Source organism: Pseudoflavonifractor sp. MSJ-30, from assembly GCF_018918045.1.
Lineage (GTDB): Bacteria > Bacillota > Clostridia > Oscillospirales > Oscillospiraceae > Faecousia.
In genome coordinates, this window is sequence record NZ_JAHLPU010000022.1 from 52,823 (window position 1) to 67,918 (window position 15,096).

13 protein-coding genes are annotated in these 15,096 nt (G+C 55.2%); 11 read left to right on the plus strand and 2 right to left on the minus strand.

Annotated features, from left to right (window positions below):
• The first annotated feature begins 235 nt into the window (after positions 1–235).
• The 10 genes from KQI10_RS03330 (at position 236) to KQI10_RS03375 (ending at position 11,573) form a co-directional block, all read left to right on the plus strand.
• Complete coding sequence (locus tag KQI10_RS03330; RefSeq protein ID WP_216565988.1) at positions 236–1,330, plus strand: phosphotransferase enzyme family protein; 1,095 nt, start codon at positions 236–238, stop codon at positions 1,328–1,330.
• A gap of 149 nt (positions 1,331–1,479) precedes the next feature.
• Positions 1,480–2,097, plus strand: coding sequence for a sugar transferase (locus KQI10_RS03335; RefSeq protein ID WP_216565989.1), 618 nt, complete (start codon positions 1,480–1,482; stop codon positions 2,095–2,097).
• Positions 2,094–2,966, plus strand: coding sequence for an NAD-dependent epimerase/dehydratase family protein (locus KQI10_RS03340; protein ID WP_216565990.1), 873 nt, complete (start codon positions 2,094–2,096; stop codon positions 2,964–2,966). Before KQI10_RS03335 ends, KQI10_RS03340 begins: the two co-directional genes overlap by 4 nt.
• A gap of 23 nt (positions 2,967–2,989) precedes the next feature.
• Positions 2,990–4,216, plus strand: a complete 1,227-nt coding sequence (locus KQI10_RS03345; protein WP_216565991.1) for a glycosyltransferase family 4 protein — start codon at positions 2,990–2,992, stop codon at positions 4,214–4,216.
• Positions 4,213–5,322 (plus strand): glycosyltransferase, encoded by a 1,110-nt coding sequence (locus KQI10_RS03350; RefSeq protein ID WP_216565992.1) that lies wholly within the window; start codon positions 4,213–4,215, stop codon positions 5,320–5,322. The genes KQI10_RS03345 and KQI10_RS03350 overlap by 4 nt, the downstream gene beginning before the upstream one ends.
• A complete protein-coding gene (locus tag KQI10_RS03355) occupies positions 5,319–6,578 on the plus strand; it encodes a hypothetical protein (protein ID WP_216565993.1) in 1,260 nt (419 codons plus the stop codon). The genes KQI10_RS03350 and KQI10_RS03355 overlap by 4 nt, the downstream gene beginning before the upstream one ends.
• 18 nt (positions 6,579–6,596) lie before the next feature.
• Positions 6,597–7,757, plus strand: a complete 1,161-nt coding sequence (locus KQI10_RS03360) for a glycosyltransferase (RefSeq protein WP_216565994.1) — start codon at positions 6,597–6,599, stop codon at positions 7,755–7,757.
• 4 nt (positions 7,758–7,761) lie between these two features.
• Entirely contained in the window at positions 7,762–9,027 is a 1,266-nt protein-coding gene (locus tag KQI10_RS03365) for a glycosyltransferase family 4 protein (RefSeq protein WP_216565995.1), read from the plus strand.
• A 14-nt stretch (positions 9,028–9,041) separates the two neighbouring features.
• Entirely contained in the window at positions 9,042–10,430 is a 1,389-nt protein-coding gene (locus tag KQI10_RS03370) for a lipopolysaccharide biosynthesis protein (protein WP_216565996.1), read from the plus strand.
• A 12-nt stretch (positions 10,431–10,442) separates the two neighbouring features.
• The gene (locus KQI10_RS03375; RefSeq protein WP_216565997.1) at positions 10,443–11,573 is read left to right on the plus strand and encodes a glycosyltransferase family 4 protein; all 1,131 of its coding nucleotides are present in this window, start codon (positions 10,443–10,445) and stop codon (positions 11,571–11,573) included.
• A 380-nt stretch (positions 11,574–11,953) separates the two neighbouring features.
• Here the strand turns inward: KQI10_RS03375 and hcp are convergent, their stop codons facing one another.
• Both hcp and KQI10_RS03385 read right to left on the minus strand, forming a co-directional pair.
• Positions 11,954–13,555 (minus strand): hydroxylamine reductase, encoded by a 1,602-nt coding sequence (gene hcp / locus KQI10_RS03380; RefSeq protein WP_216565998.1) that lies wholly within the window; start codon positions 13,553–13,555, stop codon positions 11,954–11,956.
• Between the two features lie 15 nt (positions 13,556–13,570).
• Positions 13,571–14,275, minus strand: a complete 705-nt coding sequence (locus tag KQI10_RS03385; RefSeq protein ID WP_216565999.1) for an ATP-binding protein — start codon at positions 14,273–14,275, stop codon at positions 13,571–13,573.
• Positions 14,276–14,367: 92 nt separating this feature from the next.
• On the opposite strand from KQI10_RS03385, the gene KQI10_RS03390 reads away from it, so the two are divergent.
• Entirely contained in the window at positions 14,368–15,060 is a 693-nt protein-coding gene (locus tag KQI10_RS03390) for a Crp/Fnr family transcriptional regulator (protein WP_371818346.1), read from the plus strand.
• Positions 15,061–15,096: the final 36 nt, after the last annotated feature.

A 15,096-nucleotide genomic window follows, 5' to 3' on the forward strand; every position in this document is an offset into this window, starting at 1 on the left:
CCCGCAATACGCTTCCTTGGCAATTGTGCCCAGTTTTTCCCGGGCGGATGGAGAAACGCGTTGGTCTTTCGTTGTGATTTCCTCCAAAGATTTTGTCCCTGATTGACATTTCTCCCGCTCTGCGATAGAATAGGACAGTTGCCGGAGTACGGAGATGCCCCGGCAGCTGATTTATCGTTTTGGGTAAACATTTCCCTTTCCGATTTTCTATTTGGCGAGAAAGGATGTATATATCTTGGATTTAACTGAAAAACTGGAGCAGGTCAGTCGGCTCTTCCGCATCGAGGACACTTACTTAGGCTACGAAACCATTCAGATGGGCAACGTCAACCACACCTACAAGGTCAATTTCCGTCTGGCGGATGGAAGCCCCAAGTCCTTCCTGATTCAGAACGTCAACACCTACGCCTTCCGGGATCCCGTGGGCCTGATGGACAACATCGACAAGGTGACGGAGCACATCCGGGCCAAGTCTCCCGGGAAAACCTGCCTGCATTTCCACCATACCGCGGACCGAAAAACCTATGTTGCCGACGGCAGCAACTTCTGGCGGATGACCAACTATATTCCCTCTGTTACTTACAACTCCGTTCGCGACCCTCAGGTTCTGCGCAACGCGGGCAAGGCTTTCGGAGAATTCCAGCGGCAGCTTTCGGATTTCGACATTCACTCTCTGAAGGAGACCATTCCGGGCTTCCACAATACCCGGCAGCGGTATGCTCACTTCCGGCAGGCCATTGCCGAGGATAAAGCCGGGCGCGTCCGGGAGGTCGGAGAAGAGATCCGGTTCCTGCTGGATCATGAAGAACTTGCCTGCACTCTGACGGATCTGAACGCCGCCGGCAAGCTGCCCCTGCGGGTCACCCACAACGACACAAAAATCAACAATGTTCTCTTCAGCGATAAGGATCACAGCGCCCTTGTGGTCATCGACCTGGACACCGTTATGCCCGGCCTCATGGGCCACGACTTTGGCGATGCCATTCGGTTCGCCGCCAACCGCTGCGAGGAGGACTGCAAGGATCCCGCAAAAGCCGGGGTGGACATGGACGTGTTCCGGGCCTTCACCGAAGGCTTTCTGGAATGCACCGGCAACACCATGACGAAGGAAGAGGCCGATACCCTGGCTGTCAGCTGCTTCTGTCTGACTGCCGAGCTGGCCACCCGCTTTCTGGGGGACTACCTGGAGGGCGACCCCTATTTCAACATTCGCTATCCCCAGCACAACCTGGCGCGCACCCGCTGCCAGATTGCTCTGGCAAAGGATATGCTGGCCCGCCGGGACGAGATGGAGCAAATCGTCCGGGAATGCCTGGCAACGCAAAAGTAAATCTTTCCATTCCGCCCGCGGCAGCCGCCGTGGGCGGAAAACTTTTTGTTGCTGATTGGTGCCGCTTGTGGTATACTAAAGAGAATCAATGTGTAATGTGTGTTTTTCTGCCTTATTAAGAAAGCACCTCCAGAAAGAGGGAATCGGTTTTGTATCGAAAATTTGGAAAACGGGCGCTGGACATTTTTCTTTCCGGCTGCGGGATTGTGATTCTGTCCCCGCTGTATCTGATTTTATCCATTGCCATCAAGGCGGACGATCCCGGCCCCATTTTCTTCCGGCAGAAGCGGGTGGGCATCCACAAGACCCATTTCCAGATTCTGAAATTCCGCACCATGAAAATGTGCACGCCCCACGATGTACCAACCCATCAGCTCCAGAATCCGGAGCAGTATATCACCCGGACAGGAAAGCTGCTGCGTAAGACCTCTCTGGACGAGCTGCCCCAGATTTTACAGATTTTCACCGGAAAAATGTCCATTATCGGCCCCCGGCCCGCCCTGTGGAATCAGTTTGACCTGATTGCCGAGCGGGACAAGTACGGTGCCAACGATATCCGCCCGGGCCTTACCGGCTGGGCCCAGATCAACGGCCGGGACGAACTGCCCATTGACGTCAAAGCCCGGCTGGACGGCGAATATGCCCGGAAGCTCAGCTTTGCTTTCGACTGCCGCTGCTTCTTCGGCACCATCCTGGCCGTACTGAAGCATGACGGCGTGGTGGAGGGCGGCACCGGCGCTCTGGCGGAAAAGGAGCGCAAATCATGAGGCGGGTGCTGATCACCGGCGTCCACAGCTATCTGGGGCAGAGCCTTCGGGCTTTCCTTGCCCAATGGCCGGAGGAATTTCAGGTGGAATCCCTCAGCGTCCGGGACAGCAACTGGAAAGAAGCCGATTTTCACGGCTTCGACGCCATCTATCACACTGCCGCCCTGGTGCATATGGAGCAGAACAAACACGATCCTGACCAGGCGGCTCTCTATGACGAAGTGAATGGGCGTTTGCCCGTGCTTCTGGCGGAAAAGGCCAAGGCGGAGGGCGTTTCCCAATTCATCTTCCTCTCCACCATGGCGGTCTACGGTCTGACCGCCCCGTATGGCAAAACCGTGTCCATTACCGCCGATACGCCCTTGCGGCCCGCGGATAACTACGGCCGCAGCAAGCTGGCGGCGGAGCAGGGACTGCGGGCTCTGGCCGGGAACGGTTTTTCCGTTGCCATCCTGCGGCCGCCCATGATCTATGGCAAGGGCTGCAAAGGCAACTTCCGTACTTTGGAGGCCATGGCCGCAAAGCTCCCCTGCTTTCCTGCCGTTCAGAATCAACGCTCCATGCTCTATGTGGGCAACCTGAACGCGCTGGTAAAGTGTCTGCTTGAAAGCCGCGAAGGCGGTGTTTTCTGCCCGCAAAACGCTTCTTATGTCAATACAAGCGAGCTTGTCCGGGAAATCGCCCGGGCAAAGGGCAAAGAGCTTCCCCTGATTCCCGGCTTCGGCTGGGTCCTTTCCCTGCTGCGGCACATGACTCCCGCGGTAGACAAGGCGTTTGGAAGTCTGTGCTATGATCCTGCCCTGAGCCAATACAAAACCGATTACTGTCTGTGGGATTTCCCCGCATCCGTGAAAGAATCCGAGGCATAAATCCGAGAGGAGCTGCATCTTTTGTGAAACCCAAAAAGGACGTGCTTTTCCTGTGTCAATTTTTCCATCCGGAATACATTTCCTCCGCGCAGCTTCCCTTTGACACCGCCAAAGCGCTGCAAAAAAGCGGGCTGACCGTAGATGTCCTCTGCGGTTATCCCCGGGAATACTATTCCGGTCCTCCCGTCCCGGATGAAGAGGTCATCGAGGGTATTTCCGTTCAGCGGCTGCACTATCTGCAGCCCAGCCGCAGCCATACTTTGGGGCGGCTGATCAACTATTTTTCCTTTACGCTGTCAGTCTTTCTCCACATGGGAAGGCTGAAGCAGTACCGTGCCGTGCTGTTCTATTCCAATCCGCCGGTGCTCCCCTGGGTTGCCTCCTGGGCCAAGAAGCGCTTCGGCTGTAAGCTGGTGTTCGTCTCTTACGACCTGTACCCGGAACTGGCGCTACAGACGGGGGCTTTGAAGCCCGGCAGCAGCGTTTCCCGGCTCATGAAGCACATCAACGAGGCGGTTTACCCAAAACTGGACGCTGTTGTGGCCCTCTCCTCGGAGATGAAGGCCTTTCTGACGGGAAACCGGACCATTGATCCGAAGAAGATCACCGTGATTCCCAACTGGTACGCCGACAACGGCGAGCCCTGCCGGGATCTGACCGGAAACCGTTTTGCCCGGGAACTTGGAAATAAGTTTGTGGTCTCCTATTTTGGCAATATGGGCACCGTTCAGGATGTGGATACCATTCTTGACGCCATCCGGCTTCTGCGGGATGACAGGAGTATTTTCTTTCTGTTTGCCGGTCACGGCAATAAGATGGAGGCTCTGAAAAAGGCCATCTCGGAGGAGAATCTCCGCAATGCCAAGGTCCTGGATTTTCTGCACGGGAAAGACTATCGGGACGCCTTGCAGATCAGCAGCGCCGCCCTGATCTCCCTGGAAGCAGGCACCACAGGCCTTTGCGTTCCCAGCAAAACCTACAGCTACATGATGGAGGGCATTCCGCTGATTGCCATTATGGACGACAGCGATATTGTGTCCGATATCCGCAGCGGCGCGGGTGTAAGCCTGAAGAACGGGGAATCTCAGCGTCTGGCCGCATTGATCCGCGGCATGGCGGCGGACCCCCAAGGCCGGGAGGCCATGTCCCGAAAGTGCCGGGAGCTGTATCTCGGCCATTACACACCGGAGATCTGCACAGGGCAATATGTAAGCCTCTTCCGGCAGCTGCTGGGCAGGGAGGAAACATGAAATATCTCTTCATCAACTCCGTGGCAGGCTACGGCAGTACGGGAAAAATCGTTCTCTCCGCCTGCCGTGGGCTGGAACAGCAGGGGCATACCTGCCGCATCGCCTACGGGCGGCGCTGCACGGACAATTCCGTCCCCACCATGGCCATCGGAAATGTCTGGGATTACCGGCTCCACGCCCTGCAGCATCGCGTCTTCGGCACCGGAGGCTTCGGTTCCAAAACCGCCACCATCCGGTTTCTCCGTCAGGTACGAGACTACGATCCGGACGTGATCTGGCTGCACAACCTCCATGGCTACTACATCCACGTGGGGCTGCTGTTCGACTATCTGCGCACCTGTGGGAAAAAAATTATCTGGACCCTCCACGACTGCTGGGCTTTTACGGGCAACTGTCCCTATTTTACCATAGCAGGCTGTGACAAGTGGAAGCGCTGCTGCGGCGGCTGCCCCCAGAAGGGCAGCTATCCCAAGGCCCTTCTGGACGCTACGGGAAAAAACTACCTCCGCAAAAAAGAGCTTTTCACCGGGATTCCCGATCTGACCCTGGAGGTACCCTCCCAATGGCTGGCCGATCTTGTCCGGGAAAGTTTTCTGAAGGATTACCCCATTCGGGTGGTCCCCAATCAGGTGGATTCCTCGGTCTTTAAGCCCACTTCCGGCGACTTTCGGAAACTCTGGAATCTGGAGGATGCCTTTCTTGTGCTGGGCGTTGCCAACGTATGGGAACCCCGAAAGGGTCTGGCAGACTTCATTCAATTGGCGACCCTTCTGCCTGCCCCCTGCCGCATTGTGCTGATTGGACTTTCCCCGGCGCAAATGCAGGGACTGCCTGCCAATATTCTGGGGCTTCCCCGCACCGGCAGTGCCCGGGAGTTGGCCGAAATATATACGACCGCCGATGTGTACGTCTGCCCCAGTCTGGAGGAGACCTTCGGCATGACCGTTCTGGAAGCCGCCAGCTGCGGCACCACACCTATCGTCTACGAAAATACCGCCTGTCAGGAGGTAGCCGCCGCCCATGGCGGCATCAGCGTCCCCCCGGGTGCGGAACACTTGGCCAAAGCCATTCTTGAAATTCTGGAACGCAAACAGGAGGAAGCATGATCGATCGTTACCCATTCCCCGAAAAGACGGTTTACAAAGTCCTGCTTGCCGCCTATCTGTTTCTGATTTTATATTTCACCCGGGTCAGTCAGGTCTCCCATTATCTGATCGGGTTTTACAGGGCGCAGTTCGTCTCTCTGCTGCTGACCGCCGGGGCGGCGCTGTTCTTCCTGATCTACAGGCGAAAAGACTTCAAGCGCATCGTCCTCAACTACCGGGTGGCGCTGGCGCTTCTGTTCGCCGCCGCCATTCTGATTCCCATGGTTTGCAAGCGGGATTGGCAGATGATGTATTTCAGCATTCTGTTCAGCATCCTCATTGGGGTATTCCTCTCCTATTTTGTCACCTGCTGCCAGGCGGCGAAAGTTTACACACTGATCCTTACCGCGCTGGCTGCCTATTCTCTGCTGACCTTTTTCCTGCTGCGTCCCCTGGCGGACCGGGGAATTCTGCCGCCTCCCGTTTTTGTAAACGACTACGGCGGAGAATTCTACAATTTTCTCTTCGCCTTTGTCCCTAAAACTCTGGTGCGGGAACGGAATTTCGGTATTTTTCGGGAGCCGGGCGTATATCAGTTCTTCCTGGTTCTTGCCCTGTATCTGAGCTTTTATCATGTCGATTGGGAGAAGCATTGGCATATGTGGCTCTGCACCGGGATCCTTTGTGTGACGATTCTCAGCACCTTCTCCACCGGCGCCGTTCTGGCCATGGGACTGCTGCTGATCACTGTGTATTTTGAGCGAAAGCTCTACCGGGAAAAGTCGGGCAGGATCCTCACCATCGCCGCCCTCGTCCTGACCGCGGCAGTGCTGGGCTATCTCGTCATTTGCAAACCGCCGCTGTACACAACACTTGTGTATATGTTCCGGAAGGTCACCCCGGGCAACCCTTCCTTTGACGACCGGTTTGAGAGCATTCGGGTAAATCTGCACTTGCTGTCCTTTAATCCCAAGGTAGGCCGGAACGTCTCCTATATTCTGGAGATCATTCAGGACAACACCAGTTCCACCACCATTCTCTTTGCCATTCTGGGCGTTATCAGCGGCTGGCTCCATGTTATCGCCTGGGCCTGTCTGGTCTTCCGGGGCAAAGGACATGTTGTTTACAAACTGGTCTGCCTGCTGGCTTTGGCCATCACCTTCAATACGCAGAATCTGATCTCCGAACCCTACCTGTGGATTTTCCCCATCATGGCGCTGGTCGAATGCGTTGGGGAGCTTCCTGCCCGGATCGCATCCAAAAAGAAAACCGCTTGAAGAAAGCCGGAGGGCGTTATGCACGTTATCTATGCCGTAACCACCTGTTCTGAACGGGCTTATCGGGCACTGTTTGCGGATACCCCGCAGAAGCCCGCCTTTCAGTCCCAAAAATACCACCGGCTGCTGATTGAGGGTCTGGCCGCCCACACAAAAGTGGACGTCGTAGCCTCGCTGCCCCTGAACCGCAGCCTGATGACGGAAAATAAGGTCTCTCTCCCCCCCGAGCAGGAGGGCGGCGCCGCCTATCACTATGTCACCGCCTACCGGAACCCCCTCCGGAAAATTCTCTCCGGCGCATGGCAGGTCTATACCATGGTCTCTGCCCTGGCGCAGCCGGACAGCGTGGTCTTTGTGGACTGCCTGAACTGCACCACCGCTTTTTTTGCCCAGCTGGCGGCCCGGAGAAAGGGCTGCCGCTGCGTGGGCATCATTACGGACCTTCCGGATATGCTGGACTACAACCGGCTCTACCGGCATCTGACAAACAAGGTCATTGCCCGGTGCACAGACTATGTTCTGCTGACCGAGCAGATGAACAGCCGGGTCAATCCCAACGGCAAACCCCATGTGATTCTGGAGGGCCACGCGGATATTGCCATGGCCAAAGAACAGCCCTCCCTTTCCCGGAAACGCAGCCCCCGCGCCTGCCTGTACGCCGGAAGCGTCCGGAAAATCTACGGGCTGGAAACGTTGGTGCAGGGCTTCCGGCTGGCAGATCTGCCGGACACCCAGCTGCTGATCTATGGACCGGGGGACTATGTAGAAGAGCTGAAGCGCATCGATGACCCACGGATCGTCTACGGCGGTATGCTGCTCAGCAGCGAAATCGTGGGGAAGGAAATGGAGGCCGCTCTTCTGGTGAACCCCCGGCCAACAGACGCGGAATACGTCAAATATTCCTTCCCTTCCAAAACCATGGAATATATGGCTTCCGGCACCCCCGTGCTGACGACCAATCTGCCCGGTATGCCCCGGGAATATCTTCCCTATGTGAACCTCATTGAAGAGGAGACCCCTCAGGGCATCGCCAACGCTCTGAAAAAAGTGCTGGCGCAGTCCGATGAAGCTCTGATGGAGCAGGGGATCAGGGCAAGACGCTTCGTGCTGGAACAGCGAAACAACCTGGTTCAGGCGAAGAAAATACTCACCATGCTGGAATCCACCGAAAGGATCTGAGACCATGCGGCTTTTGTGGCTTTGCAATTTGATACCCGGCACCATCCAGCAGGCCATTACCGGCACCGCCGGAAACGGCCTGTGGATTGACCACACGCTGGAAGACCTGCACGGTATGCCGGAAACGAATCTGCGCGTCCTGTGCCGGGGGCAGAAGGCTGCCGAGGGCACTGCCGATGACCGGCTGAGCTACCGTGTCTTTGAGGAACCGGTAATGCACCGGTATGAGCTTTCTCTGGAGCCGCTGTTCCGGCAGGAGCTTCGGCAGTTTAAGCCGGATATAATCCACATCTGGGGCACGGAATACAGCCACACCCTGGCAATGCTGCGGGCCTGTCGGGAGGAAGGACTGCTGGACCGGACCATTGTGGGCATTCAGGGTCTGTGCGGCATCTGCGGAAAGCACTACGGCGAGGGTCTGCCGAAGGCAGCCCTCCGTAGCTTCAGTCTGCGGGATCTGCTGCGGCTGGACAATGTGCCCATGCAGCGCCGGCACTACCTGCAGCGGGGGCAAATGGAGGCAGCCGCCCTCGCCATGACAAAGCATGTTTTGGGCCGCACCCACTGGGATGAGGCCGCCTGCAAAATGCTGGCCCCTCAGGCAAAGTACCACTTCTGCGGCGAAACTCTGCGGCAGAGCTTCTATTCCGGCACCTGGGAATACAATGCCTGCCGGAAGCACACCATCTTCGCCTCCGGTCCGGACACCCCCATCAAGGGCTTCCACCATCTTCTGGAAGCTCTGGTCCTGGTTCTGAAGCAGTACCCGGACGCCTGCGTCACCGTTCCCGGGCCGGATATCTTCCGGTCTTCCGGCAGAGCGCGGCTTCTGGAACAGACCTATCATCAGTACCTGCGCCGCTATGCCGCCCGGTACGGCCTGACAAATCATGTCCGCTTTCTGAACCGTCTGGACGCGGAGCAGATGAAGCAGGCCTTTTTAAGCGCCAACGTCTTCGTGCTGCCCTCCGTCATGGAGAACTCCCCCAATATTCTGGGCGAGGCCATGCTTCTGGGGCTTCCCTGCATCGCCGCGGACGTAGGCGGCGTGTCCTCCATGCTGCACGCCCCTGAGGAGGGGCTGCTCTACCAGTCCTCCGCCCCTTATGTGCTGGCGCAGGATATCTGCCGGGTCTTTGCCATGGAAGCGGACGCCTCCAATATGGGCGCCGCCGCCCGGCGCAGAGCGCTGCTCACCCACGATCCGAAGCAAAACCTGGACACCCTTCTGGACATCTACCGCAGCCTCTCCCAGGCTGACGAACCCTAACAGGATCTCATTTCATGAAAAAACGAACCCGTGTCGGCTTTTTGAATATTTTGAGCACCTGCCTGCTCTACGGCATTTCGATCATCACAGCCCCTCTGTTCTCCCGGCTTTTGGGCACAGGCGGCTACGGAAACGTGTCCAATTACAATGTCTGGGTCAGCATTCTCTCCATCGCTGCCACTCTGCAGACCCAGGCCACATTGGCAAACGCCATGGTAGAGTACCCGGAAAGCCTGCAGGACAAATACCAATCCAGCGTGCTGAGCCTGTCCTTTCTGGCCTTTGCCATTGTCTCCGCTCTGATTCTGCTGTTTCTGAATCCTATCAGCCACGCCCTGAATCTTTCCAAATTCTTTATTCTTCTGGTGCTTTTCCAGTCCATCGGAACCTACGGCGTGAACTTCATGAACCGGAAGCTTACCTACGAGATGAAGGCCGGCCGGAATATGCTGCTGTCCCTAGGCACAACCCTGGCGACCCTGGGGCTTTCCCTGCTGTTTGTACTGATGCTTCCCCAGGAACTGCGGTATTACGGGCGGATTGTGGCCATCGCGGCGGTCTATGGGCTTCTTGGCCTGGGGCTGTGCGTCTTCATCTGGGCCAAGGGCAGAACCTTTTACAACCGGGAATTCTGGCGCTTCTGCATTCCTCTGGCCATTCCCTATGTGTTCTATAACCTTGCGGATCTGCTGCTGGGCCACTGCGATGTGATCATGCTCCGGCAGATGATTGGAGACAGTGTCAGCGGCATCTATTCCATGGCTTTCCAGCTGGGGACTGTGCTCTACACCATTTTCACCGCTCTGAATAACACATGGGTACCCTTCTTCTATGAGGACACCAAACAGGGAAACGGAGATGCCGTCCGGAGCAGCGCCAAAAATTATCTGGAACTGTTCACCGTCCTCTCCGCCGGATTCATCCTGCTGGGCACAGAGGTCTACCATCTCTTCGCCGACCGGAGTTTCTGGGGCTCCACCAATTTGGTCCCTTTGTTCGCTCTGAGCCACTATCTGAATTTTCTGTGCACCTTTCCCATTACCTATGAGCAATACCATAAGCAGGTGAAAATGGTAGCCGCGGCCACCATCGTCTCCTCTTCCATCAATATTCTGCTGAATTACCTGCTGATCCCGCCCTTGGGAATGCTGGGCGCGGCTCTGGCGACGGTTCTGTCCCACGGACTGCAATTCGCCGCCCACTACATCGCCACCCGATTCTTCCTGGGGAAAGGGGACTACCCCTTCGGCATCACATTATGCGGGAAGTACGCCCTGTGCTTTGGGGCGGTGCTTCTGCTCGTGTACCTGCTGCCCAACGCCTGGCTGATCCGCTGGGGGCTGGGTGCGGTCATCGGCATCTGGGAGCTGCTGCGCATCCGCAAGCGCAAGGCTTTGATATAGGGAGGAATTCTTTTGACCGGAAAAAAAGTGCTTTTTGTTGCCACGGTGGTCAAGACCCACATTGTACAATTTCATATTCCCTATCTCAAAATGCTGCACGATGCCGGCTGGGAGACTGCCGTCGCCGCCAAAAACGACTACGATGATCCCAAGGACTGCGTTATCCCCTATTGCGACCACTATTTCCCCGTCTCCTTCGGCCGCTCTCCCTTCACCCGGGACAACCTCCGGGCCTATCGGGAGTTGAAGCGCATTATCAATACCGGGGACTTTGACATGATCCACTGCCATACCCCAGTCGCCGCTTTTCTCACCCGTCTTGCCGCCCGGGGCGCCCGGAAAAAGGGCTGCAAAGTGCTCTACACCGCCCACGGCTACCACTTCTACAAGGGTGCGCCCCTTCTGAACTGGCTGCTGTTCTTCCCGGCGGAGTGGTTCGCCTCCTTCTTCACGGATGTGCTCATCACCATCAACCGGGAAGACTACGAATTCTCCAAGAAGTACTTTCACGCCAGGCGCCTGGAATATGTCCGGGGCGTTGGCGTCCGGCTGGAGCGCTTCCAGAACCATTCCGGAGAACGGGACGCCGTGCGTACCTCCTTGGGGCTTCAGGAGGATGACTTTGTCCTGCTGTCCGTTGCGGAAATGACAAAAAACAAGAATCACCGCATGATGCTGGAGGCCCTTGCCCGGATCCCGGACCAAAAGGTGCATCTGCTCTGCGCCGGACGGGGACAGGAGCTGGAAAACAACAAGGCCCTCTGTCAGGAACTGGGTCTTGAAGACCGGGTGCACTTTCTGGGCTACCGGTCCGATGTTCCCATGCTGTACGCCGCGGCGGATGCCTTTCTCTTTATCTCCTTCCGGGAGGGCCTGAGCCTGTCTCTGATGGAAGCCATGTCCAGTGGCCTGCCCAGCATCGTCAGCCCCATCCGTGGGAACGTGGACCTGATTTCTGACGGAAAGGAGGGCATCTATGCCCGGCTGGATCCCCAGTCCGTGGCCGGTGCCATTACTGCCCTGAGATCAAATCCGTCTCTCCGCGCCCAATTGGGTGCCGCCGCCAGAGAAAAAGTCCAGGCCTTCAGCTTGGACACCGTCGAAAAGCGGATGGAAGAGATTTATCGGTCTGTTTCGGAATAGCAGCATATGTGACCAACACATAATATTGCTGTCACTTCCTCGGTCCCTTGGCTGCCTGATTCGTTGAGGTAGTCTCGGACTGCGGCACGCATGAATTCTGAGGAATACTGCAGATTCTTTGTGTGCTGAAATCCTTCCGGCTCAAATGTTTCAAAATGCAAGGAAAGATTTTCTCTGGCGGACAGCAGGAAGCACGGTGTCCATTTGCGGCAATCGGATCGCGAAAAAATACTGGAATACGATGCTTAACGAGCAAAAGGCAAGCCCGGCAAGGTTTCAATACTTGCCGGGCTGTGTCTTTGTATAGGGGACAGGGAGAGAAAGTGGAATTGAAAGGTATTGATGCGTGGGGAAGTGCTTTGAGTGGCGGAATCCTCGCTTTATTTCTGGTTCAGGAGGGCGTTCATGTCTTCTTCCGGTGTAGTAATAGGCGCGATGCCATAGTTTTCCACCAGGAAGTTCAGAATATTGGGGGACAAAAACGCCGGGAGAGAGGGACCAAGGCGGATGTTTTTAATACCGAGATGCAGAAGAGTCAGCAGGATACAGACCGCTTTCTGCTCATACCAGGACAGAACGAAGGAGAGGGGAAGTTCATTTACAGAACATCCAAAAGCCTCCGCAAGTGCCACGGCAACCTGAATTGCGCCGTAGGCATCATTACACTGGCCCATATCCATCAGCCGGGGCAGACCGCTGACTTCTCCCAGATCAAGATCGTTGAAACGGAATTTTCCACAGGCGAGGGTGAGGATGATGCTGTCAGAAGGGGCTTGTTTCACGAATTCTGTGTAATAGTTTCGGCCCGGTTTCGCACCGTCACAACCGGCAACCAGGAAGAAATGGCGGATGGCACCGGATTTTACGGCTTCTACGACTGTACCCGCATGGGATAGGATGGCTGCATGACCAAAACCGGTTGTCACCTTCGTGCCGCCATTGATACCGGAGAATTGCCGGTCTTCTTTGTAACCGCCCAGTTCCAGCGCTTTTTTGATAACCGGCGCAAAATCCTTCTGTTCGTCAATATGAACAGCACCCGGGAAAGCAACTACTTCTGTTGTAAATACTCTGTCTGCATAGCTGTTCTTGGGCGGCATCAGGCAGTTTGTGGTGTAGAGAATCGGGGCGGGAAGATAATCAAATTCCTTTTGCTGATTTTGCCATGCGGTTCCGAAATGTCCTTTCAGGTGAGAGAACTTTTTTAAGAAGGGGTAGGCATGGGCCGGGAGCATTTCACCGTGGGTGTAGACGTTGACCCCTTTTCCCTGGGTTTGTTCCAGCAAAAGCTGAAGGTCCTTCAGATCATGACCGGTCACAACAATAAACGGCCCTTTTTCTACGGCAAGGGTCACAGCGGTCGGTTCCGGTGTCCCATAGGTCTGTGTATTGGCCTTGTCCAGAAGTGCCATGCACTTCAAATTGATTTCCCCGACTTTCAGCACGGTAGGAAGCAGCCCTTCGACACTTTCTTCATAACCGATTTTAAATAGAGCTTCGCAGAAAAACTGATCCACATCGGCATCTTCATAATTCAGAACACTTGCATGATAAGCATAGGCTGCCATTCCGCGAATTCCGAACAGAATAAGCGATTTTAAGGAACGGATATCTTCATCGGCATTCCATAGCTGCCGCATATCGTATTCGTCTGTCTTACCGCAGGGGGATTGACAGCTGCTGCAATCGGGAACCAGCCGTTCTTTCTCGGCTCTGACTTTTTGTATCATCTTTTCGATGGCCGCATTGTCAAAGCTTACGTTTGTAACTGTCGTAAACAGCCCTTCAATGATGACCTGCCCGGTCCTTTTGGAAACGGTTTCCGCACCATCGACTGCTCTTGCCAGACCAATCAACGCACCTGTCAGTTCATCCTGCAATGCAGCGGTGTCTGCCTTTTTCCCACAGACACCGGCACTTCCTGTGCATCCCGTACATCCAAGTGTCTGCTCACACTGAAAACAAAACATCTTCTGCTCCATAGTTGTATGCTCCTTTTACTCTATCATTTTACCGTCAATACTGATGGTGACAACCTGCCAGGGGATGAATTTCCCGCTGTTTTGAAGTGCTTTCTTGGCCGCCATCTCCAGACCGCCGCAGCAGGGAACTTCCATTCTTACAATGGTTACGCTTTGAATGTCGTTACCTTGAATGATTGCGGTCAGCTTTTCGCTGTAATCCACCTGGTCCAATTTGGGGCAGCCGATGAGGGTCAGCTTGTTCCGGATAAAATCCTGGTGAAAGCTTGCGTAAGCATAAGCGGTGCAATCGGCGGCAATCAAAAGCTTTGCGCCGTTAAAATAGGGTGCGCTGACCGGTGCCAGTTTGATTTGTACCGGCCAGTTCCGGAGTGCGGACATCTGCCCTGGGTTGGGAGCGGGGGTGCCGGTTTCGGGTGCTGCCGGACGCCGGATCTGCATACTTTTCGCGCCGGGACAGCCCGTGTGTTTGGATGCTGTCTGGTTTTTCTGGGCTTCTTTCACGGCTTTTTCATCGTATGCGGGCGCTTCCCGTTCTTCAAAGGAAATGGCACCTGTTGGGCATTCCGGGAGACAGTCGCCCAGCCCGTCGCAGAAGTGTTCTCTCACCAATTCCGCTTTTCCGTTTCTGATCTCAATGGCCCCTTCGTGGCAGGCCTGGGCACAGGCACCGCACCCGTTGCAGCGTTCCCGGTCGATCCGAATAATTTTTCTTATCATTTTTTGACCTCCGTCAGTAGCATTTCTTGTTTTTCTGTTAGAATTATAGTATTATAAATACAACTTGTATGTTTGATTTCCAACATGGAGGGATGATTTTGAAAAAATATTTGCCCATTCTCAGAAACAGTCCGTTTTTCAAAGGCCTTACGGACCAAGAAATCCTGTCCATCCTGCACTGTGTAAACGCAGCAACTGTATTCAAAGAACGGGATTCTTATATTTTCAGAGCGGGAGACGCCACCGAGGTCATGGGGCTGGTGGTGTCAGGCGGTGTTCTCATTATTCAGGAAGACCTTTGGGGGCATCGGAATATTCTGTCCAAGTGCTACGCAGGTGACTTCTTCGGGGAACCCTATGCGGCCAGCCCCGGAGCCATTCTGAATATCAGCGTGGTAGCGGACGAGGATTGTGAGATCATCTTCTTAAACGTCCAGAGACTACTGATCTCCTGCCAGACGGCCTGCGAACACCACCAGAAGCTGATTCGCAACCTGGTCAGCGTGCTTGCCAATAAAATCCTGATTTTTAACGATAAAATCACCCATGTTGGCAAGCGAACCACCAGGGATAAACTGCTGTCGTATCTGTCGGCAGAGTCCACCAGACATTCGTCACTCTCCTTCGATATTCCCTTTGACCGGCAGCAGTTGGCAGACTACCTTTGCATTGACCGAGCGGCAATGTCTACGGAGATTTCCAAGCTGCAAAAAGAAGGGCTTTTAAAAACCAATAGAAATCATTTTGAGTTGACCGTCAGCAGCTCTGTGTCTGAAAAAATATAATATATCAGGAGCCGCGGAAGAAGGCTTGATGACCAT